The sequence below is a fragment of the Streptomyces sp. PKA51 genome (assembly GCF_057552455.1).
The window spans coordinates 28,265-49,616 of the sequence record NZ_BAAJPZ010000014.1; the positions used below are offsets into that span (position 1 = coordinate 28,265).

The following is a 21,352-nucleotide window of genomic DNA, read 5'->3' on the forward strand; positions in this document are numbered from 1 at the left end:
ACCGACGCAGTACGGGGCCGGCCGCCGATGCGACCAGGGGACGGATGGACCGCACTGTGCGGGGCTACGAGCGCCAGGAGAGTCAACGGGCTGAACTCGACCATCTCTCGCAGTTCGAGGCCGAGATGGAGCGGCTGAAGACGGAGCGGGAGAAGGCGGTCCAGCATGCCGACGACCTCGGCTACCAGGTCGAGGTCCTGCGCGCCAAGCTCCACGAGGCGCGCCGTCAGCTCGCCCACCGTCCCGCCTACGACTCGGCGGACATCGGTTACCAGGCCGAGCAGCTGCTGCGCAATGCGCAGATCCAGGCCGAGCAGCTGCGCAGCGACGCCGAGCGCGAGCTGCGCGAGGCGCGGGCGCAGACGCAGCGGTTGCTGCAGGAGCAGGCCGAGCGGCAGGCCCGCATGGAGGCCGAGCTGCACGCCGAGGCGGTCGCCCGGCGCCAGCGCCTGGACGAGGAGCTCAACGAGCGCCGCCGCACCGTCGAGTCGCACGTCAACGAGAACGTCGCCTGGGCCGAGCAGCTGCGGGCGCGCACCGAGGCGCAGGCCCGGCGGCTGCTGGAGGAGTCCCGCGCCGAGGCGGAGGCCGCCCTCGCGGCCGCCCGGGCGGAGGCGCAGCGGCTGACCGAGCAGGCCAGCGGCCGGCTCGGGGCCGCCGCGGAGGAGGCCCGGGCGGAAGCCGAAGCGATCCTGCGCCGGGCCCGTACGGACGCCGAGCGGCTGCTGGCGGCCGCCTCCGCGCAGGCGCAGGAGGCCACCGACCACGCCGAGCGGCTGCGGATGGCCACCACGACGGAGACCGACCAGGCCCGCAGTACGGCGAGCGAGCTGACCCGGGCGGCCGAGGCGCGCATGCAGGAGGCGGACACCGCCCTGCGCGAGGCGCGCGCGGAGGCCGAGAAGCTGGTCACGGAGGCCAAGGAGGCCGCGACCCGGCGCCTTGCGGCCACCGAGACGGACAACGAGCAGCGCACCCGTACGGCGCGGGCGGAGATCGCCCGCCTGGTGAGCGAGGCCACCAAGGAGGCCGAGGCCCTCAAGGCCGAGGCCGAGCAGCTGCGGGCGGACGCCGCGGCGGAGGCCGAGCGGCTGGTGGCCGAGGCCGCCGAGAAGGCGCGCAGCGCCGTCGCCGAGGACTCCGCGGCCGCCCTGGCGCAGGCCGCCCGGACGGCGGAGGAGGTGCTGGCGAAGGCCACGGAGGACGCCCGGGCGGCGCGCAAGGCGGCGGCCGAGGAGTCCGAGCGGATCCGCAAGGAGGCCGAGGCCGAGGCCGAGCGGCTGCGGGCCGAGGCCGCCGACACCGCCGAGCAGCTCAAGGGCGAGGCGAAGGACGACACCGCCGAGTACCGGGCGCGCACCGTCGAGCTGCAGGAGGAGGCACGCCGGCTGCGCGGCGAGGCCGAGCAGCTGCGGGCGGAGGCGGTGGCCGAGGGCGAGCGCATCCGCGAGGAGGCGCGGCGCGAGGCGCTGCAGCAGATCGAGGAGGCGGCGAAGACCGCCGAGGAGCTGCTGGTCAAGGCCAAGGCGGACGCCGAGGAGACGCGCTCGGGGGCCACTGCCGAGTCCGAGCGGGTGCGCACCGAGGCCGCCGAGCGGGCCGCCGCCCTGCGCAAGCAGGCGGAGGAGGCCCTGGAGCGGGCGCGTACGGAGGCGGAGGAGACGGCCACCGAGGCCGCCGGCGACGCCGAGCGCGTACGGACGGAGGCCGAGGAGGCCGCGCGGGCGCTGCGCGAGGAGGCCGAGCGGGCCGCGCAGGCGCGCGCCGAGGAGGCCGAGGCGGAGCTGGAGCGGCTGCGCACGGAGGCCGCCGAGCGCGTGGAGGCGGCCGAGACGGCGCTGCGCGAGGCCCGTGCGGAGGCCGAGCGGCTGCGCAAGGAGGCGGCCGAGGAGAGCGAGCGGCTGCGCACGGAGGCCGCCGAGCGGGCGCGCACCCTGCAGGCGCAGGCGGAGGACGAGGCGGAGCGGCTGCGCACCGAGGCCACCGAGGAGGCGGCGCGGGCGCGGACCGAGGGCGAGGCCGCGGGGACGCGGCTGCGCGAGGAGGCCGAGGCCGAGGCCGAGCGGCTGCGCACGGAGGCGCAGGAGAGCGCCGACCGGGTGCGGGCGGAGGCGCATGCCGTCGCCGAGCGCACGGCCGCCGAGGCCGCGGAGGCGCTGACCGCCGCGCAGGAGGAGGCCGCCCGGCGCCGCCGGGAGGCCGAGGAGCTGCTGTCCGGTGCCCGGGCGCAGGCGCAGGCGGAGCGTGCGGCGGCGCACGAGCAGAGCGAGGAGCTGCTGGCGTCGGCGCGCAAGCGGGTCGCCGAGGCGCAGGAGGAGGGCCGGCGCCTGGTCGAGGAGGCGGAGGCGCGGGCGAGCGAGCTCGTGGCCGCCGCCGAGCAGACCGCGCAGCAGGTGCGCGAGTCGGTGGCCGGGCTGCGCGAGGAGGCCGAGGAGGAGATCGCGGGCCTGCGGTCGGCGGCCGAGCACAATGCCGAACGCACCGTCACCGACGCCCAGATCGAGGCGGACCGGGTGCGGGCCGAGGCGTACGCGGAGCGCGAGCGGGCCGACGAGGACGCCGCCCGGACGCGTGCGGAGGCCACGGCGGCCCTGGACGAGGCCCGCGAGCTGGCGGAGCGTACGGTCGCCGAGGCGCGGGCCGAGGCCGAGCGGCTGTCGGACGAGGCCGCGCGGGCGCTGCAGGAGGCCCGGGAGGCGGCCAACGCGCGCCGTTCGGAGGCCGCCCAGCAGGCGGACGAGCTCATCGCCGAGGCGACGGGCGAGGCGGAGCGCATCGTCGCGGAGGCGACGGAGCTGACGGAGACCGCGAAGGCGGAGGCGGCCCGCTTCGAGGAGCAGGCCAAGGAGGCCGCCGCGGCGCACCGTGCCGAGGCGGAGGCGGAGGCCGAGCGGCTGCGTCTCGATGCGGCCCGTACGGTCGACGAGGCCCGCGAGGCGGCCAACGCGCGGCGTACGGAGGCGGCCCAGCAGGCCGACGAGCTCATCGCCGAGGCGACGAGCGAGGCGGAGCGGATGGCCGAGCAGGCCGCCCGCAGCGTCGAGGAGGCCCGCGAGGCGGCCGAGGCGCACCGTGCGGAGGCGGCGGCGGACGCGGACCGGCTGATCGCCGAGGCGGCCGAGATGGTCGAGGCGGCCCGCCAGGAGGCGGCGCGCTTCGAGGAGGAGGCCCGCCGGGCGGCCGAGGCCCACCGGGCGGAGGCCGAGGCGGACGCCGAGCGGCTGCGCGCCGAGGCAGCCCGTACGGTCGACGAGGCCCGCGAGGCCGCGGGCGCCCGCCGGGCGGAGGCCGCCGAGCAGGCGGACGCCCTGATCGCCGAGGCCGCCGCGGAGGCGGAGCGACTGACGGCGGAGGCGGCCGAGAAGAGGACGAAGGCGCAGGAGAAGGCCGACGCGCTGGTCGCGAAGGCGACGGCGGAGGCGGAGCGGCTGGTCGCGGACGCGTCCGCGCGGGCGCAGCAGATGCGCACGGACGCCTCCGACGCGCTGGCGTCGGCGGAGCAGGACGCGGCGCGCACCCGGGCGGAGGCCCGCGACGACGCCAACAGGATCCGTTCCGAGGGCCGGGCCGAGGCCGAGCGCATCATCAACGAGGCGGCGGAGCTGACCTCGTCCGCGCAGGACGACGCCGACCGCATCCTCGACAAGGCCCGCGAGGCGGCGAACGCCCGCCGGGCCGAGGCCGCCGAGCAGGCGGACGAGCTGATCACCGGGGCCACGGCCGAGGCCGAGCGGATGGCCGAGCAGGCCGCCGCGGCGGCCGAGGAGGCCCGCCGGGCCGCCGAGGCGCACCGGGCGGAGGCCGCCGAGCAGGCCGAGCGTGCCCTGACCGAGGCGACCGAGCAGGCCGAGCGGCTGCGCGCGGACGCCGAGGCGGCGCTGGAGGGCGCCCGGGCCGAGGCGAACCGGGTGCTCGACGAGGCGCGGGAGGCGGCCGGTGCCCGCCGGGCGGAGGCCGCCGAGCAGGCGGACGCCCTGATCGCCGAGGCCGCGGCCGAGGCCGAGCGGATGGCCACGGAGGCGGCGCAGGCGCTCGCGGAGGCGCAGGAGAACGCCAACAGCACGCGCGCCGACTCGGCGAAGATCAAGGCCGACGCGGTGCTGGAGGCCGAGCGGCTGCGCGCGGAGGCGCGGGCCGAGGGCGAGGCGACCGTCGACGCCGCGCGGGAGGCCGCGGCCCAGCGTCGGGCGGAGGCCGCCGAGCAGGCGGACGCGCTGGTCGCCAAGGCCCAGGAGGAGGCCGTGCGGGCCGCCGCGGCGGCCGAGGAGCAGGCCGACGCCATGGTGGGCGCGGCCCGCAAGGAGGCCGAGCGGATCGTCCGGGAGGCCACCGGCCGCGGCAACGAGCTGGTGGAGCAGGCGCGTACGGACGCCGACACGCTGCTGGCCGAGGCGCGCGGGGACGCCACCGCGATAAGGGAGCGGGCCGAGGAGCTGCGCTCGCGCATCGAGAGCGACGTGGAGGAGCTGCACGAGCGGGCCCGGGCGGAGGCGGCCGAGGCGATGGCGTCGGCCGGCGAGCGCTGCGACAAGCTCGTCGCGGCGGCCACCGAGCAGCTGGCGGAGGCGGAGGCGAAGGCCGAGAAGTTGATCTCGGACGCCAACAGCGAGGCCAGCAAGGTGCGGATCACCGCCGTGAAGAAGGCGGACGGGCTGATCAAGGAGGCGGAGCAGAAGAGGGCCGCCGCCGTACGCGAGGCCGAGCGCCTGCGCACCGAGGCTCAGGCGGAGGCGGACGGGCTTCTGGAGGAAGCGAAGCGGGAGTTGGAGGTGCTGGTTCGCCGGCGCGAGGACATTCAGGCGGAGATTTCCCGTGTCCAGGACGTGTTGGAGGCGTTGGAATCATTTGAGTCCCCGGGGGCGGGCGGCTCGAAGGACGGCGGGGTGAAGGCGGCCGTGGGTGCCGGCGCAACTCGTTCGGGTGGCAAGCACGATCGGAAGTAGCCACTCAATCGAGGGGTCATTTTCCAGATTCCCCAACTGTCCTTATCCATCTGCTCCATGACGCGCCGCTCACGCCCCTAGGATTTCCTCAACACCTCACCGGTCTCCAATGACAGGAACCCCATGAGCGACACTTCCTCTCCCTTCGGCTTCGAGTTGGTGCGGCGTGGATACGACCGCGGCCAGGTGGACGACCGCATTGCCAAGCTCGTAGCGGACCGTGACAGCGCGCTGGCCCGGATCACCTCCCTGGAAAAGCGCATCGAGGAGCTCCACCTCGAAACGCAGAACGCCCAGGCGCAGATCAATGACGCCGAGCCGTCGTACGCGGGGCTCGGCGCGCGGGTCGAGAAGATCCTCCGGCTGGCCGAGGAGGAGGCCAAGGACCTGCGCGAGGAGGCCCGGCGGGCCGCCGAGCAGCACCGGGAGCTGGCCGAGTCGGCCGCCCAGCAGGTCCGCAACGACGCCGAGGCCTTCGCCGCCGACCGCAAGGCCAAGGCGGAGGACGAGGGCGCCCGGATCATCGAGAAGGCCAAGGGCGACGCGGCCACGCTGCGGGCCGAGGCGCAGAAGGACGCCCAGTCCAAGCGCGAGGAGGCCGACGCCCTCTTCGAGGAGACCCGCGCCAAGGCCGCGCAGGCCGCCGCGGACTTCGAGACCAACCTCGCCAAGCGCCGCGAGCAGTCCGAGCGCGACCTCGCCTCCCGCCAGGCCAAGGCGGAGAAGCGGCTGGCGGAGATCGAGCACCGTGCCGAGCAGCTGCGCCTGGAGGCGGAGAAGCTGCGCACTGACGCCGAGCGGCGGGCCCGTCAGACGGTGGAGACGGCGCAGCGTCAGGCCGAGGACATCGTGGCCGACGCCAATGCCAAGGCGGACCGCATCCGCAGCGAGTCCGAGCGGGAGCTGGCGGCGCTGACCAACCGCCGCGACAGCATCAACGCCCAGCTGACCAACGTCCGCGAGATGCTGGCCACGCTGACCGGCGCGGCGGTGGCCGCGGCCGGGGTGCCGGGCGACGACGAGCCGATCACGCGCGGCGTCCCGGCCCAGCAGAGCCGCTGAGGGCACGTCCGGTCGGTCGCTCGACCGGGGAACCGGTGGTGGGCGTTCCGCGGTGTTTCGCCCGGTGGCGGGGTACCGCGGACGCCCTTACCGTGGCCGAGTGATCGAGGTCGAGGGGCTGACGAAGGACTACGGCGACGTGCGTGCCGTGGACCGGCTCACGTTCACCGTGCGCCCGGGCGTCGTCACCGGCTTCCTGGGGCCCAACGGCGCGGGCAAGTCCACGACGATGCGGATGATGCTCGGCCTGGACCACCCGACCGGGGGAACGGTCCGCATCGACGGCCGGCACTACCGGCAGCTGCACGACCCGCTGAAGACGGTGGGCGCCCTGCTCGACGCCAAGGCCGTGCACGGCGGCCGCAGCGCGCGCAACCACCTGCTGTGTCTGGCGCAGTCCAACGGCATCCCGCGGGCCCGGGTGGCCGAGGTGCTCGACACCGTGGGCCTGGCCTCGGTGGCGAGGAAGCGCACCAAGGGCTTCTCGCTGGGCATGGGCCAGCGGCTGGGCATCGCCGCCGCGCTGCTGGGCGATCCGCGGATCCTGATGTTCGACGAGCCGGTCAACGGGCTCGACCCCGAGGGCATCCACTGGATCCGCAACCTGATGAAGGACCTGGCGGCCCAGGGCCGTACGGTCTTCGTCTCCTCGCACCTGATGAGCGAGATGGCGCTGACCGCCGACCACCTCATCGTCATCGGCCAGGGGAAGCTGCTGGCCGACACCGGCATGAGCGACTTCATCCGGGAGAACTCCCGGTCGTACGTGCGCATGCGCTCCCCGGACCACGAGCGCCTGCGGGAAGTGCTGCACGGGGCGGGCATCGACCACGTCCCCGCGGGCGAGGGCGTGCTGGAGGTCGAGGGCGAGGACGCCGCGCATCTGGGCGAGCTGGCGGCACGGCACCAGATCGTGCTGCACGAGCTCAGCTCCCAGTCGGCCTCCCTGGAGGAGGCCTTCATGCGGCTGACGGCGCAGGCGGTGGAGTACCACGCCCACGAGAACCACCGGGCGGCGGTGCCGGGCGGTGCGCCGCCACCGAAGGCGTGGGGCGCGGACTGGCGCAGGAAGGGGTCGTGACCATGGCGGTGGTGGGCCAGGTCCTCCGCTCGGAATGGACGAAGATCAAATCCGTGCGGTCGACGGTGTGGACGCTGGGCGTCGCGGTCGTGGTCACCGTCGCCCTTTCCCTGCTGATCAGCGCATTGACCAACCGCAGCTTCGAGCGGATGCCGGTGCGCGACAAGATCCGTTTCGATCCGACGTTCACGAGTTTCGCCGGCATGGGACTCGGCCAGCTCGCATTGATCGTTTTCGGGGTGCTGGTCGTTTCCAACGAATACAGCACCGGAATGATCCGCCCGTCGCTGGCCGCCGTGCCGCAGCGCGGCATTTTCCTCTTCTGCAAGATCGTTATTGCCGGGCTGCTGGCCCTCGTCATCGCAATGATCACGAGTTTCGCGGCGTTCTTCGCCGGCCAGGCGATGCTCGGCGACCACAGCACCTCCCTCGGGGAGCCGGGCGTCCTGCGCGCCGTCATCGGCGGCGGCCTCTACATGACCCTCATCGCCGTCTTCTCCATGGGCGTCGCCACCATGCTGCGCAGCCCCATGCTGGCCCTGGGCATCCTCATGCCCTTCTTCTTCCTCATCTCGGCGATCCTCGGCAACGTCTCCGCCACCCGCAAGGTCGGCCAGTACCTGCCCGACCAGGCCGGCCAGAAGGTCATGCAGGTCGTCACCGCCGGCAGCGACGCGCCCTACGGGCCCTGGGGCGGCTTCACGATCATGGTGCTGTGGGTGGTGGCCGCGCTGGCCGGCGGGTACGCGGTCCTGCGCACCCGCGACGCGTGACCCCGCCCCACCCGCACCGGGAACCGTCAACCTCTCGATTACCCTCCTAACCTTTAGGGGCTTTTTGCCTCCTCCACGCACGTACGCTCGAAGCTCGCGAGGGGCGGAGATGATCGAGGCAGTCGGCCTGACGAAGCGCTACGGCGCCAAGACGGCCGTGCACAACCTGACCTTCCAGGTACGGCCCGGCGCAGTCACCGGCTTCCTGGGCCCCAACGGGTCCGGCAAGTCCACGACCATGCGCATGATCCTGGGCCTGGACAACCCCACCGCGGGCCGCGTCACCATCAGTGGCCACCCCTTCCACAAGCTGCCCAACGCGCCCCGCCAGGTCGGCGCCCTCCTCGACGCCAAGGCCGTGCACGGCGGCCGCAGCGCCCGCAACCACCTGCTCTCCCTCGCCCAGCTCTCCGGCATCCCCGCCCGCCGCGTCGACGAGGTCCTCGGCGTCGTCGGCCTGCAGGACGTCGCCAAGCGCCGCACCAAGGGCTTCTCCCTCGGCATGGGCCAGCGCCTGGGCATCGCCGCCGCCCTGCTCGGCGACCCCCAGGTGCTGCTCTTCGACGAGCCCGTCAACGGACTCGACCCCGAGGGCATCCTGTGGGTGCGCAACCTCATGAAACGCCTCGCCGCCGAGGGCCGCACCGTCTTCGTCTCCTCCCACCTGATGAGCGAGATGGCGCTGACCGCCGACCACCTCATCGTCATCGGACGCGGCCAGCTCATGGCCGACATGAGCGTCAAGGACTTCATCTCCGCCAACTCCGCCGACTTCGCGCGCGTGCGCACGCCGGAGGGTGAACCGGCCGCCCGCGACAAGCTCACCGGCGCCCTCGTCGAGGCCGGCGCCCACGTCCTGCCCGAGCCGGACGGCGCCCTGCGCGTCACCGGCCTGCCCCTGCCGCGCATCAGCGACGTCGCCCACGGGGCGGACGTACGGCTGTGGGAGCTCTCCCCGCACCAGGCCTCCCTGGAGGAGGCGTACATGCGCATGACGCAGGGCGCGGTCGACTACCGCTCGACGACGGACCAGCGCTCGGGCTTCCTGCCCCCGCCCCCCGCCCCGGGGGCCTGGCAGCCCCCGGCCCCCGTCCAGGCGGGCTGGGCGGAAACGGCCTACCCGGTCCTCCCGGGCGAACGCCCGAACCCGTACGCGCAGAACACCCCCCAGGCGCCGTACGGCCCGCCGGGCGGGGCAGCAGCACCGTACGGCACGGCGGCGCCGCAGGGCGCGCCGGGCGCGCCGGCTGCGGCCGCTCCGGCGCCGGCGGCGCCCGCACCCGACCTGACCAAGCGCGACAGCGAGGACGCACGATGACCACCCCGCCCCCGCAGCCCGTGCCGCAGGGCCGGCCGAACCCCGACCCCACCCCGCAGGCGCCCGCACCGGGCGCCGAGGCGCCCAAGGGCACCCCGGAAGCCCCGCCCCAGGCCCCGACCACCCCGCGGCCCGCAGGCACCGACGGTGCCGCACCGCAGGCCCCGACCCGGCAGCCGCAGCCGCAGCCCGATGGGTTCGCCCCGGCGGGAGCAGCGGCGCAGCCGCAGCCCACCGAGGCGCCCCAGGCGCCCACAGGCGCCGACGGCGCGGCAGCGCAGGCCCCGGCCCCGCAGCCCGCTGCCGCGCCGCAGGCACGGACGAACCCGTCGGCGGGAGCAGCGGCGCAGCCGCAGCCCGCCGGGGTGCCCCAAGCCCTCGCAGGGGCCGACGGCGCGACGGCGCAGGCCCCGGCCCGGCCGGCCGCAGCCTCCTCGTACCCGCTGGCCCCGCCGCAGGCGCCCGCGCCAGGCGCCGGGGCGCCCGGCCACGCCCAGGTGCCCGTGGGCGCACCGGCGGCAGCCGCGCCGCAGGCACAGGGCGGCTACGGTCACCCCGCCCAGGGGGCCGCCACGCCGGGCTACTGGCCCGGTCAGGCTCCCGCCGCCGGAGGCGGCTACGTGTCGCCGATTCCCGTGCGGAAGGCGACGCTCGGCGACGCGCTGCTCGCCGAGTGGACGAAGATCCGGTCCGTGCGGTCGACGATGTGGACGCTGGGCGTCATGATCGCGCTGATCGTCGGTATCGGCGGGCTCATCGCCGCCGTCCTGGGCGGTGGCGACGCTTCCGTCAGCCGGACGCCGCTGCCGCTGTTCGGCATGTACGGCGTGCTGCTGGCGACGATCTGTGTGATCACGCTCGGCGTGCTCGCGATCTCCGTCGAGTACGGCACGGGTCTGATCCGTACGACGTTGACCGCCTGCCCGGACCGGGCGCGGGTGCTGACGGCCAAGGCGATCGTCTTCGCGTCGCTCACGTTCGTGGTGACGCTCGTCAGTACGTCCGTCGTGGCCGCGCTGCATGCGGCGGTGCTCGCGGACCGCATCGCGGTGCAGCCCACGGTGGACGACTGGTTGCGGGCGACGGTCGGGGTGAGCCTGTTCATGGCGGCGCTCGGTCTCGTGGCGCTGGGTGTCGGTGCGCTCGTGCGGCACTCCGCGGGGGCGATCACGAGCATGCTGGGCGTGATCCTGCTGCCGTACGTCATGGCGATGTTCATGTACAGCGAGAGCCTGATGGACGTGCGCGAGGCGCTCATCGAGTACTCGGTGCCGGTGCAGCTGATCGGTCTGTACGTGCCCGACTCGGGTCCGCAGGACTTCACCGCGGACGGTCCCATCGGCTGGATGCCGGTGCTCATCGTGGCCATCGCGGCCGCGGTCTCGCTGGGCGGCGCCTACACCGCCCTGCTCAAGCGGGACGCGTGAGAGCGGGACGCGTGAGTCAGTAGCGAGGTGCGTTGCGAGACCGCTGGAGCCTGGCGCTCCGGCGGTCTCGCGCGTTCCAGCAGGACTTGTGCCAGTGCCGCCGGTCCTCGACGCCGCCGCCGAAGCGCGGCCAGATCACCAGGTGCGGTACTCCGGGCGGGATTTCCTGGTCGCAGCCGGGGCAGCGGTAGTGCTTGGCGGCCGCGCCGCCGCCGATGGTGCGCACCGCCCACTCCTCGCCCTGCCAGCTCTCGGTGCGCTCCAGGCCGTAGCGCTCGCCGTCGAGGTCGCGCGGCAGGGCGGCTTGCTTGTCGGCACCGCCTCGCGGGCGGTTTCGGCGCGGGGACACAGGGGCACCTCGAAGGGTCGGGACCGGGGGTCGTGACCAGCCTACGCGGCGGGCCGCACCGCTCCTTCCGGCTTCCTGCCGCCGGTATGACGCTTACCGTCCGATCATCATGAAAACTTCATGCGCACCCGTACCTTTGGCACGTGTCGGCCGTTATTGCCTCGGGGGGACTCATCCTGACTCATCCCCGCGTCGGTCGCCTGGAGGGACAAGAGCGATGCGCGTTGGAGCTTTCGTCCTGGCGGCACAGTTCCCGGGGCAGGGGCATGCGGAGGCCCTGCACCGGGCGGTGCGCACGGCGGAGGTCGCCGAGGAGGCCGGGCTGGACGCGGTCTGGCTGGCGGAGCACCACTTCGTGCCGTACGGGGTGTGCCCGTCGGCGGTGACGCTGGCGGCGCTGCTGCTCGGCCGTACCCGGACGCTGCACGTCGGGACGGCCGTGAGCGTGCTGACGACGACGCACCCGGTGGCGCTGGGCGAACAGGCGGCGCTGCTGCACCTGATGTCGGGCGGCAGGTTCACCCTGGGGGTGGGCCGCGGCGGGCCGTGGGTGGATCTGGAGGTGTTCAACGCGGGCCTGGAGGCGTTCGAGGAGGGCTTCCCGGAATCCCTCGAATTGCTGATGCGCTGGCTGCGGGAGCCGCGCGTCGGCAGCTCCGGCGAGCGGTTCGCCTTCCGCGAGGTGCCCGTCGTGCCCCGCCCCGACGATCTGCTGGACGCGGCCGGCGAGCCGGTGCGCCCCGGTCTGGTCGTCGCCTGCACCTCGCCCGCAAGCGTCCGGCTGGCCGCCCGGCACGGGCTGCCGATGCTGCTCGGCATGCACAGCACGGACGAGGAGAAGGGCGAGATGGTGGCCCTGTGGCGCAAGTGTGCCCGGGAGGCGGGTCGTTCCCCGCAGGAGGTGGCGGCGGCCGGCCATGTGGCGGCCGGGGTGGTGCAGATCGCGGACCGGCGGCAGGAGGCGGCCGAGACGCTGATGAAGGCGATGCCGGGGTGGCTGCAGCAGGGTCTGGCGGCCCATGTGACGGTCGACGGCAGGGAGCGCCGGATGCGCGACCCCCACGCCTACACGGAGCTGCTCTGCGAACTGCACCCCGTCGGCTCCCCCCGGATGTGCGCGGACCGGCTGGCGGCGACCGCCGAGCGCACGGGCATCAGCCGGTTCGCCCTGCTCGCCGAGGGCTCGGGCGACCTCACGGCCACCGAGGAGAACCTGCGCCGGCTCGGCGCCGAGGTGCTGCCCCTGCTCGGCTGACCCGTACGTTCCGTACCCGGCCCGCCGTGTCCCGGCCCTCCCCCGGCCGGAGCTGCCGCCCCCCGTGTGCGCGCACCTCCCCACGCCCTCGAAGCGGCAGCACGATCGCCTCAGCAGTCGCGGAGCTCCGGCGACTGGTTCAGCAGCTGGGCCCGCACGGTGGTGAAGCGGGCCAGGCGCTCGTCCGCCGTGGGATCCACGGGGAAGACGGCCACCCGGTGGCAGTTCTGGAATGCCAGGCGGACCCCGAAGTGCCGCTGCAGGGCACCGCGGATCGCGTCACTCGCCAAGGCGCGCAGCAGCTGGCCGCGCGCGTATTCGTCCGGCGGCGGGGTCTGGTTGTCGGCGAACTCGCCGCCTTCCGTCGCGAGCCGCTCCACCAGCGAACTGATCATGTCCCACGCGTAGGGCAGGGACGTCCGGACGCAGTCGACGAACTCCGCTTCGTCGACCTCGCCTCGCTCGGCCTTGGATAGGAGGGCCGGTGAGACGTCGAGCGACATGGGTTCTCCTCTCGCGACCCCGCTCGCGGGGTCTTAAGGAATGGGCGAGCGGACGACGACGCCCCGTGCTCGTACGGCGACCGCCCGCTTCAACGGTAATCCGGCCACTGCTGCCCCACCAGGAGAACACCGACAACTGGCCAAAGCCGTAGGGGCCCTTCCAGGGCGAATCGCGTGAAGTGGCGGGAGTCGAGTAGCGTGACTGACCATGCGTCTCGTCATCGCCCGTTGTTCCGTGGACTACGCGGGCCGTCTCACCGCCCACCTGCCCTCCGCCCCCCGCCTGATCCTGGTCAAGGCGGACGGCAGCGTCAGCATCCACGCCGACGACCGGGCCTACAAGCCCCTGAACTGGATGTCCCCGCCCTGCACCCTCAAGGAGGAGGAGGGCCGCTGGACGGTGATCAACAAGGCGGGCGAGAAGCTCATCATCACCATGGAGGAAGTGCTGCACGACTCCTCCCATGAACTGGGCGTCGACCCCGGTCTGATCAAGGACGGCGTGGAGGCCCACCTCCAGGAGCTCCTCGCGGACCGCATCGAGACCCTCGGCGACGGCTACACCCTGATCCGCCGCGAGTACCCGACGGCGATCGGTCCGGTGGACATCCTGTGCCGCGACGCGGACGGACAGACGGTCGCGGTCGAGATCAAGCGGCGCGGCGAGATCGACGGCGTCGAGCAGCTGACCCGGTACCTCGAGCTGCTGAACCGCGACCCGCACCTGGCCCCCGTACGGGGGATCTTCGCGGCCCAGGAGATCAAGCCCCAGGCCCGCGTCCTCGCCACGGACCGCGGCATCGGCTGCGTCGTCCTCGACTACGACGGCCTCCGCGGCATCGAGGACGACAAGCTGCGCTTGTTCTGACCCCGCCCTGCATGCGGCTACCGCCGCGGGGGCGCGATCGGCCACCGACGGCCTGCAGCCGACGCACCACTCCGGGGCCCTGCGGGCGCATCGTGGCTTGTCGCGCCCACGCGGCGGCAGCCGCAGATCGACGCCGCCCCGCGCCCCTTCGGGGCGCCCTGGTACCGGTGACGAAGATCCGCCGGATCACGCAGTGCCCCGAAGGGGCGCGGGGAACTGCGCGATCGGCCACCGACGGCCCGCAGCCGACGCACCATGCCGGGCCCCACTGCGGGCGCATCGTGGCTTGTCGCGCAGTTCCCCGCGCCCCTACGGGGCGCCCTGGTATCCCGCAGTGCCCCGTCAGGGGCACTGCGGGATCCGCCGAAGTGGCCGCTAGGCCACCGGCGCGGAGGGCTTGCCGCTGGGGGCGGGGCCGCTCGCCGAGGTCGAGACGCCCGACGACGGAGTCGTCGGCTGCGTCGGCGGCGTCGGCTTGGTCTCCCCGCCTCCCGACTTCGTCGGCTGCGGATCCGCCGTCGGCGTCGGCTTCGGCGACGGGCTGCCCGAGCCGGACGTCCGGCTGGGGCTCGGCGACGGCCTCCCCGTCCCGCCGGACGACCCCGTCGGGGCGGGCGTGCCCTGCGAGGGCGTGGGCTGCGCGCCACCGGAGGAGGCGCTCGGCCCGGGCGTCGCCGTGGCGCTGCCGGGTCCCTCGCCCGGGGTCTCCCCCGGCCTGGCCTTGCGGGCCGGCACCTGTCCGCCGCCCCCGGTGCCGCCGTTCTCCGGCTCGTCCGCGTCGAGTCCGGCATCGCCGTCCTGCTGGGAGGCGGACTGCCCGGGCTTGACCGTGTCGGGGTGCCGTGGCGCGTCGCCGCCCGAGGCGGCGCCGAGGGTGACGACCGCGGCGAGGACGGCGGCGAGGACCGCGCCCGCGCCGGCCGCGGCGAGGTTGCGCCGGTTGCTGCGGTCCGTGATCTTGTGCAGCCACGTCCGCCGTACGGGCCCGGTGCCGCCGGGTGCCGCCGGTGCGGCGGGCGCCCCCGGCCGCGCGGCCATCCGCTTGATGACCGCCGTCGTCTCGTCGGCCGCCCGGGGCCCGGGCACCTGCCCGGCGCCCGGCGTCGCCGGCGGGGCCGCCGACTGTTCGCTGCGGGCGGCCGGCACCTCTTCGCCGGGCGGGGTGTGGGGCAGCGGCGGCAGGGGCGGTACGACGCCGGTGCGCCCGCCGCCCGTACGGCCGGCCGTGGCCGCGGCCACGGCGCCCGCCGCGAGTCCGGAGCGGTCGGCGACGAGCGCGAGGGCGCGCCGTCCGGCGACGGCGCCGCGCTTGTCGGCGAGGACGCCGCGCAGGCCGATGGAGGCCTCCAGCTCGGCGCGGGCCCGGTCGAGGTTGCCGGTGCACAGGGCGAGGACGCCCAACTCGTGGTGGAAATACGCTTCTTCGCCCACCTCGCCCGCGAGCCGGGCCGCCTGCTGCCCGTAGCGCAGGCTGCGCTCCCAGGCGCCCCAGTGCAGTGCGGCCGCGAAGGCGGGCGCCGCGGTGCGGGCGAGCAGGACGGCGGTCGCCCGGTGCGGGGCCTCGGCGTCGCCGGTCAGGGCGCCGAGCGCGGCGAGGACGGTGTCGGCCTCGTGGGCGATGCGTTCGGGGGTGACGGAGGGGTGGCCGGCCCACCAGGCGTAGTGCTGGGCGGTGGTGTGGGCCTTGGCGGCGGCCTCGGCCGCCCAGTCCTCGCCGTACTCGGCGAGGAGCTGCTCGGCGACGCCGGTCGCGAGCCGGTAGTGGGCGCCGACGGTGGTGAGCAGGCCGCAGGCGAGGAGTTCGCCGATGGCGGCGTCGGCGTGGGTGTCGCCGACGAGGGCGGGCAGGTGGGCCTGGTGCGGCACCGCGCCGCCGAGGGCGACCGCGAAGCGCAGGGTCTGGCGTGCGGCCTCGTCGAGGCGGGAGGCGAGCAGCGGTGCGGGGGCGGCCGCCTGGGCGAGGGTCGGCAGCGGGCCCTTGGCGGCCTCGTCCGGGGTGCCGGGGTCGCCGTCGGTGTCCTCCTCGTCGCTCGCGCCCGCCTTCGCGTACGGGCGCTCGGCGAAGACGCCGAACTCCTCGACGGCGGAGGGGGCGGCGGCCAGGGCGTCGCGCTGCCGCAGCAGGGCGCCGGCCTGGACGAAGCGCAGCGGCAGGCCCTCGGACTCGAACCACAGGTCCGCCGCCCAGTTGGCCTCCTCGTCGGTCAGGGCCCGGCCGACGGCGTGTTCCAGCAGTTCCAGGCAGCCGGTGCGGTCGAGGCCGCCGAGGAAGACCTCCTCGACATGGGAGTCGGCCGAGGGCGCGGGGACGTCGGGGGTGGCGGCGAAGAGGAAGGCGCACTCGGGGGTGGCGTCGAGGAGTTCGTCGAGTGCGCTGCCGCCGAATTCGAGGTCGTCCAGGACGACGACGGCGCCGATCTCGCTCACGGCGGCGAGCAGTTCGGCCCGGTCGAGCCGGTGCAGGGGGGCGTGGTGGACGGCGGTGAACAGCTCGTGCAGCAGGTCGGTGGCGCTGCGGCGGTAGCCGTTGAGGCGGACGACGCCGTCGGGGGCGAGGCCCTCGCAGTCCTCGGCGACGGCGTCGAGCAGGACGCTGCGCCCGGAGCCTGCGGGGCCGGTCAGGCGTACGGAGCGGCCGCGGGTGAGGAGGCGGCCGAGCCGCTCGCGCTCCTCGGCGCGGTGCAGCAGGGGCAGCCGGGGTCCGGCCTGGCGGGCGGGCGGCGGGGGTGCGGCGGCGCGGCGCAGTTCGGCGCGCTGCTCGGGGCCGTGGCGTTCGGGGCGGGCCGGCAGGGAGCCGGGCGGGCAGGGCTCTATCTCGCTGCCGTCGACGGGGTTGACGGTCAGCAGGTAGTCGCCGCTGACGAGCTGGACGACACGGACCGGGCCCTGCCCGCCGGGGACGTCCGGCGCCGGTGCCGCGTCGCGGGGCGAGCGGCGCTTGGGTGCTGCATCGTCCTGCGGCTGCGCGGGAGCGTGCTCGGCGTCGTGGAATTCCTCGGATCCGCGGTTCGTCGGGTCCATGCTGGTGAAGCCCCCAAGATGCGTGGCGTGCCGTCGTGCGCTCGGGCCTGTCCGCGCCCCTTCGCCGTGCGGCCCGGTGCCCGCCGGCGGGCCGTGGTGGCGGCGGGAAACCGAACAGACCTGGCCACAGTATCTACGACGCGGGGGGTGCGACGGCGCCGTGGGACGTCACAGTCTCGTGAGGATCGGGGTACTCGTGCCGCAGGGGGCTCACCTGGCGCGGGCGGCGCCCCTTGTCACGGCGGTGGCCCGCGGGGGTGTCAGGAGGGGCGGCCGGTGTCGCGGGAGTGTTCGCGGGCGGGGGCGGGGGCGGTCGCCACGCCGGCTCCGGTGCCGTCCTCGATGGCGAGGATGCGGTGGAGCCGGGTGGCGACCAGCACGCGCTGCATGCGGTCCGGCACGCCGCGCAGGACGAGCCGCCGGCCGGTGCGTCCGGCGCGGCGGTGGGCGCCCATGATGACGCCGAGCCCGGTGGCGTCCCAGGAGTCGAGCTCGGTCAGGTCGAGGACGAGGTCCCCGCGGCCGGCGTCGAGGGCGGAGTGCAGGACCGTACGGGCGTCCGCCGCACTGCGGACGTCGAGGCGTCCCCCGACGACCAGTTCGGCATGGTCGCCCCTGATGTGCATATGCGCTCCCCGGAGTGCTGCCTGAGTGAGATGTGGTGGAGGGTTCTAAAGAACTGACTGCCTCTCACAGGACAAAGTTGCCGTCTGTAAGCGAACCGATGCCGAATTCACCCCACGGGGTGAGGCTCACTGGCCGCAGTGGCTCAGTACTGGTAAAAGCCCTGCCCGCTCTTGCGGCCGAGGTCGCCGGCGTCGACCATGCGGCGCATGAGCTCCGGCGGGGCGAACTTCTCGTCCTGGCACTCGGTGTAGATGTTCCCGGTGGCGTGCAGCAGGATGTCCACGCCCGTCAGGTCCGCGGTGGCCAGCGGGCCCATGGCGTGACCGAAGCCCAGCTTGCAGGCGATGTCGATGTCCTCGGCGCTGGCCACGCCCGACTCGTACAGCTTCGTCGCCTCGACGACGAGCGCGGAGATCAGGCGGGTGGTGACGAAGCCGGCGACGTCGCGGTTGACGACGATGCAGGTCTTGCCCACGCCCTCGGCGAACTCGCGCGCCTTGGCGAGCGTTTCGTCGCTGGTCTTGTGACCGCGCACCAGCTCGCACAGCTGCATCATCGGCACCGGCGAGAAGAAGTGGGCGCCGACGACGCGCTCGGGGCGCTTCGTGGCGGCCGCGATCTTGGTGATGGGGATGGCGGAGGTGTTGGAGGCGAGCACGGCCTCCTCCTTCACCAGCCGGTCCAGGGCACCGAAGATCTCGCGCTTGGTGTCGATGTCCTCGAACACCGCCTCCACGACGATGTCGGCGTCCGCGGCCGCGTCCAGCTCGGTCGTGGGCGTGATGCGCGCCAGCGCCTGCTCGGCCTCCTCGGCCGTCAGCTTCCCCTTGGAGACGAACTTGTCGTACGAGACCTTGATGCCGTCGGTGCCACGCTTGAGGGCGGCGTCGGTGACATCCCGCAGCACGACGTCCCACCCGGCCTGCGCGGACACCTGCGCGATCCCGGATCCCATCAGTCCGGCGCCGATGACGGCGAGCTTCTTGGCCACGGCTGTCCCCTTACTCCCTGTGCGTGTGCGTGTGCATTACGGCTCTCCGCCCGGACCTTAGCGCCCGGCGACGCGCCGTTGGGCGGTAAGAGATGCGCGTCACGTCCCGAATGACGGACATCACACTGAGACGGCCACGCCCTATGTCCCACACCACAGTTGAGCCCCCCTGACCTCAGACGTCACCGCCGCGCCGGGTACTCCAGGACCTTGGCGCTCAGCAGCTCCTCGATCTCGTCGAGCAGGGCCAGGGCGGCGCGCGAGGTCCGCGCCGCGGTGCGGCCCGCCACCATCTCGCGCTGGACGAACTCCACCACCTGCGCCTGGATCCACCCCAGCTGACCGGCCACCAGCCCGGCCACGGTCTCCTCGCCCGGGCTCTCGCGCACCAGCGCCTCGGTCAGGGCCGCCGTCGCACGGCCGCGCAGGCCGAGGACGCGGGCGCGCAGGGCCGGCGAGTCCTCGATGACGCGCACGAAGCGGTCGTAGCCGTCGACCAGCCCCAGCCGCGGCGAGACGGCGGCGGCCTCGGCCCGCAGCGCGCGCAGCACCGCACGGGCCGGCGACTCCCCCTCCGGGCGCCCGCGGACGACCGCGGCCAGCCAGTCGACGGCGTCGTCCTCGCGGTCGAGGAAGAGGTCCTCCTTGGCCGGGAAGTAGTTGTAGACGGTGTTGACGGAGACGTCCGCCGCCGCGGCGATCTCGGCGATCGTCACCGCGTCGAAGCCGCGCTCCAGGAACAGGCCCGTCGCGACGTCCGAGATGTGCTGCCTGGTCTGCCGCTTCTTGCGTTCCCTGAGCCCTTCGGTCATGTCCCTCATCGTAGCTTTTCTGCACACTCTCAAAACTTGGGGTCATTGCAAAATTTCAGTGACCCTGCTTTTCTGTCGGCATGGACAGCGTCATCGACAGCGTCTCCGTCTCCGGGCTCACCCGGACCTTCCCCACCCCGCGCGGCCCCGTCGAGGCCGTGCGCGGCATCGACCTGAGGGTCGGGCGCGGCGAGATCGTCGGGCTCCTCGGGCCCAACGGCGCCGGCAAGACCACCACCCTGCGGATGCTCACCACGCTCCTCGCCCCCACCGGGGGCACCGCGACCGTCGCCGGCCGCGACCTGCGGCGCGACCCGCACGGCGTACGCGCCCGCATCGGCCTTGTCGCCCAGGCCGGCGGCGTCGACCCCGCCGTGTCCGTACGGGAGGAACTGGTCACCCAGGGCCGGCTGTACCGGCTGCGCAAGCAGGTCGCACAGGCCCGGGCGGCCGAGCTCGCCGGCCTGCTCGGCCTCGGCGACCTGCTGGAGCGGCCGTGCGGCGCGCTCTCCGGCGGGCAGCGGCGCCGCCTGGACATCGCCATGGCCCTCGTCCACCGCCCCGAGGTCCTCTTCCTCGACGAACCCACCACCGGCCTCGACCCCGGCAGCCGCACCGACCTGTGGGAGCTGGTGCGCCGCATCCGCGCCGAGCAGGGCACCGCGGTGCTGCTGACGACCCACTACCTCGACGAGGCCGACGCCCTCGCCGACCGGCTCGTCGTCATCGACCACGGCGCGGTGGTGGCCGAGGGCACCCCGGCCGAACTGAAGTCCCGTCACGCCGGCTCGGCCGGGGCGAGCCTCCAGGACGCCTTCCTCGCCATCACCGGCCGCCGCCCCGCCCCGCAGGACACCGCCCCCGTAGCCGTCTAGGAGCCCTCCTTGCCCGCCCTGTCCCTGTTCTCCGACACCGCCCTGGTCTTCGCCCGCTGCGCACGGCAGACCCTGCGCTCCAAGGCCGCCATGACCTTCGGCGCACTCATGCCCTCCCTCTACCTCGTCCTGTACGGACCCCTGCTCACCGGCCTGCCGATCGGCGCCCCCGGGCACGACTCCTGGCGGGTCCTCGTCCCCGGGCTGCTGCTGCAACTGGCGCTCTTCGGCGCGTCCTTCGCCGGCATGAGCCTGATCGTCGACAAGCAGCACGGCGTCGTCGACCGCATGCGGGTCACCCCCGTCAGCCGGGCGGCCCTGCTGCTCGGCCGGGTGCTGCGGGATGCGGCGCTGCTCACCGTGCAGGGAGCCGTGCTCGTCCTCGTCGCCTTCGCGCTGGGCCTGCGCGCCCCCGTGCCCGGCGTCCTCGTCGGCCTCGCCCTCACGGCCCTGCTGGCCCTGTCCCTGGCGGCACTGTCCTACGCGCTGGCCATGAAGGCGGCCGCGCCGCAGTCCTTCGCCCCGCTCGTCAACGCGGTCAGCCTGCCCGCCATGCTGCTCTCCGGGCTGCTGCTGCCGATGTCCCTCGCGCCCGGCTGGCTCGACGCGCTCTCGCACCTGATGCCGCTGCGCTATCTGGTGGACGGGGCCCGGGCCGCGTTCGCCGGGAACTACACGGCGCCGGCGCTGCTGTACGGCGTCCTGGCCGCGGTGGCGCTCGCGACGGTTTCCGTGGCGGCCGGCACGCGGTACTTCCGCCGGGTCGGGGCGTGACTACGCTCGGGGCCATGGTCAATCTGACGCGCATCTACACCCGCACCGGCGACGACGGCACCACCGCCCTCGGCGACATGAGCCGCACCGTGAAGACCGACACCCGCATCGCCGCCTACGCGGACACCAACGAGGCGAACGCGGCGATCGGCGTGGCCGTCGCGCTCGGGCAGCTGCCCGAGGAGGTCGTGAAGGTGCTCGTACGGGTGCAGAACGACCTCTTCGACGTGGGCGCCGACCTGGCCACGCCGGTCGTCGAGGACCCCAAGCACCCCCCGCTGCGGGTGGAGCAGGCCTACATCGACAAGCTGGAAGCCGACTGCGACCACTTCCTGGCCCCGCTGGAGAAGCTGCGCAGCTTCATCCTGCCGGGGGGCACGCCGGGAGCGGCACTGCTGCACCAGGCGTGCACGGTGGTCCGGCGGGCGGAGCGCTCGACGTGGGCGGCGCTGGAGATGCACGGCGACATCATGAACCCGCTGACCGCCAAGTACCTCAACCGCCTGTCGGACCTGCTGTTCATCCTGGCCCGGACGGCGAACCAGGAGCTCGGCGACGTCCTGTGGGTCCCGGGCGAGAACCGCTAGGGGCTGCGCCCCGCGGACCGGGCTTCGCCCGGTGTCCTCAATCGCCGGACGGGCTGATTTCAGCCCGTCCGGCGATTGAGGACCAG

17 protein-coding genes are annotated in these 21,352 nt (G+C 74.4%); 11 read left to right on the top strand and 6 right to left on the bottom strand.

Features of this window, described 5'->3' with window-relative positions; all coding sequences use genetic code 11:
• Positions 1-44: 44 nt before the first annotated feature.
• The 6 genes from scy to AC27L3_RS20715 all read left to right on the top strand — a co-directional run bounded on the left by scy (position 45) and on the right by AC27L3_RS20715 (position 10,604).
• On the top strand, positions 45-4,943 hold the full coding sequence (gene scy / locus AC27L3_RS20690; RefSeq protein ID WP_487235545.1) for a polarized growth protein Scy: 4,899 nt from the start codon (positions 45-47) through the stop codon (positions 4,941-4,943).
• Positions 4,944-5,066: 123 nt separating this feature from the next.
• Positions 5,067-6,005: a coiled-coil domain-containing protein gene (locus tag AC27L3_RS20695; protein ID WP_344437353.1), complete on the top strand. Its 939-nt coding sequence runs from the start codon at positions 5,067-5,069 to the stop codon at positions 6,003-6,005.
• A 100-nt stretch (positions 6,006-6,105) separates the two neighbouring features.
• Positions 6,106-7,086, top strand: coding sequence for an ABC transporter ATP-binding protein (locus AC27L3_RS20700; protein WP_487235546.1), 981 nt, complete (start codon positions 6,106-6,108; stop codon positions 7,084-7,086).
• 2 nt (positions 7,087-7,088) lie between these two features.
• Entirely contained in the window at positions 7,089-7,859 is a 771-nt protein-coding gene (locus AC27L3_RS20705) for an ABC transporter permease (protein WP_487235657.1), read from the top strand.
• 109 nt (positions 7,860-7,968) lie between these two features.
• Positions 7,969-9,177: an ABC transporter ATP-binding protein gene (locus tag AC27L3_RS20710; protein ID WP_487235547.1), complete on the top strand. Its 1,209-nt coding sequence runs from the start codon at positions 7,969-7,971 to the stop codon at positions 9,175-9,177.
• Complete coding sequence (locus AC27L3_RS20715) at positions 9,174-10,604, top strand: ABC-2 transporter permease (protein ID WP_487235548.1); 1,431 nt, start codon at positions 9,174-9,176, stop codon at positions 10,602-10,604. The genes AC27L3_RS20710 and AC27L3_RS20715 overlap by 4 nt, the downstream gene beginning before the upstream one ends.
• A 16-nt stretch (positions 10,605-10,620) precedes the next feature.
• Here the strand turns inward: AC27L3_RS20715 and AC27L3_RS20720 are convergent, their stop codons facing one another.
• Entirely contained in the window at positions 10,621-10,953 is a 333-nt protein-coding gene (locus tag AC27L3_RS20720; protein WP_365965197.1) for an ATP/GTP-binding protein, read from the bottom strand.
• A 217-nt stretch (positions 10,954-11,170) separates the two neighbouring features.
• On the opposite strand from AC27L3_RS20720, the gene AC27L3_RS20725 reads away from it, so the two are divergent.
• Entirely contained in the window at positions 11,171-12,208 is a 1,038-nt protein-coding gene (locus AC27L3_RS20725; RefSeq protein ID WP_487235549.1) for an LLM class flavin-dependent oxidoreductase, read from the top strand.
• A 110-nt stretch (positions 12,209-12,318) separates the two neighbouring features.
• On the opposite strand, the gene AC27L3_RS20730 is transcribed toward AC27L3_RS20725, so the two are convergent.
• The gene (locus tag AC27L3_RS20730) at positions 12,319-12,711 is read right to left on the bottom strand and encodes an SCO5389 family protein (RefSeq protein ID WP_487235550.1); all 393 of its coding nucleotides are present in this window, start codon (positions 12,709-12,711) and stop codon (positions 12,319-12,321) included.
• Positions 12,712-12,919: 208 nt separating this feature from the next.
• On the opposite strand from AC27L3_RS20730, the gene nucS reads away from it, so the two are divergent.
• Positions 12,920-13,579 (top strand): endonuclease NucS, encoded by a 660-nt coding sequence (nucS, locus tag AC27L3_RS20735; protein ID WP_487235551.1) that lies wholly within the window; start codon positions 12,920-12,922, stop codon positions 13,577-13,579.
• A gap of 375 nt (positions 13,580-13,954) precedes the next feature.
• On the opposite strand, the gene AC27L3_RS20740 is transcribed toward nucS, so the two are convergent.
• From AC27L3_RS20740 to AC27L3_RS20755, 4 genes are all read right to left on the bottom strand, one after another.
• Entirely contained in the window at positions 13,955-16,600 is a 2,646-nt protein-coding gene (locus tag AC27L3_RS20740; RefSeq protein WP_487235552.1) for an ATP-binding protein, read from the bottom strand.
• A gap of 260 nt (positions 16,601-16,860) precedes the next feature.
• On the bottom strand, positions 16,861-17,226 hold the full coding sequence (locus AC27L3_RS20745) for an STAS domain-containing protein (protein ID WP_487235553.1): 366 nt from the start codon (positions 17,224-17,226) through the stop codon (positions 16,861-16,863).
• A 143-nt stretch (positions 17,227-17,369) separates the two neighbouring features.
• A complete protein-coding gene (locus tag AC27L3_RS20750) occupies positions 17,370-18,218 on the bottom strand; it encodes a 3-hydroxyacyl-CoA dehydrogenase family protein (protein WP_487235554.1) in 849 nt (282 codons plus the stop codon).
• 182 nt (positions 18,219-18,400) lie between these two features.
• The gene (locus AC27L3_RS20755; RefSeq protein WP_487235555.1) at positions 18,401-19,030 is read right to left on the bottom strand and encodes a TetR/AcrR family transcriptional regulator; all 630 of its coding nucleotides are present in this window, start codon (positions 19,028-19,030) and stop codon (positions 18,401-18,403) included.
• An 80-nt stretch (positions 19,031-19,110) separates the two neighbouring features.
• Between AC27L3_RS20755 and AC27L3_RS20760 the strand changes: the two genes are divergently transcribed.
• From AC27L3_RS20760 to AC27L3_RS20770, 3 genes are read left to right on the top strand one after another with little or no spacing between them, the layout of a single operon-like run.
• Positions 19,111-19,905 (top strand): ABC transporter ATP-binding protein, encoded by a 795-nt coding sequence (locus tag AC27L3_RS20760; RefSeq protein WP_487235556.1) that lies wholly within the window; start codon positions 19,111-19,113, stop codon positions 19,903-19,905.
• A gap of 9 nt (positions 19,906-19,914) precedes the next feature.
• Positions 19,915-20,679, top strand: coding sequence for an ABC transporter permease (locus AC27L3_RS20765; RefSeq protein ID WP_487235557.1), 765 nt, complete (start codon positions 19,915-19,917; stop codon positions 20,677-20,679).
• Positions 20,680-20,693: 14 nt separating this feature from the next.
• Positions 20,694-21,266 carry a cob(I)yrinic acid a,c-diamide adenosyltransferase gene (locus tag AC27L3_RS20770; RefSeq protein ID WP_487235558.1) on the top strand — a complete coding sequence of 191 codons (573 nt, stop codon included), beginning with the start codon at positions 20,694-20,696 and terminating at the stop codon, positions 21,264-21,266.
• Positions 21,267-21,352 lie beyond the last annotated feature (86 nt).